The 326-nt window shown below is 42.3% G+C and carries 1 pseudogene; it reads left to right on the top strand.

Annotated elements, in window-relative coordinates:
• Positions 1-135: 135 nt before the first annotated feature.
• Positions 136-326: pseudogene (locus F0Q45_RS27055) on the top strand (TEM family class A beta-lactamase); the annotation flags it as partial.

Below are 326 nucleotides of genomic sequence, written 5' to 3'. Positions count from 1 at the left end.
ACGTCAGGTGGCACTTTTCGGGGAAATGTGCGCGGAACCCCTATTTGTTTATTTTTCTAAATACATTCAAATATGTATCCGCTCATGAGACAATAACCCTGATAAATGCTTCAATAATATTGAAAAAGGAAGAGTATGAGTATTCAACATTTCCGTGTCGCCCTTATTCCCTTTTTTGCGGCATTTTGCCTTCCTGTTTTTGCTCACCCAGAAACGCTGGTGAAAGTAAAAGATGCTGAAGATCAGTTGGGTGCACGAGTGGGTTACATCGAACTGGATCTCAACAGCGGTAAGATCCTTGAGAGTTTTCGCCCCGAAGAACGTTT

Origin of the sequence: Mycobacterium simiae, from assembly GCF_008370645.1 — a bacterium.
GTDB classification, from domain to species: Bacteria; Actinomycetota; Actinomycetes; order Mycobacteriales; family Mycobacteriaceae; genus Mycobacterium; species Mycobacterium simiae_A.
The sequence above is the reverse complement of the archived record's forward strand: the minus strand, read 5'-3'. Positions and strand labels throughout refer to the sequence as shown.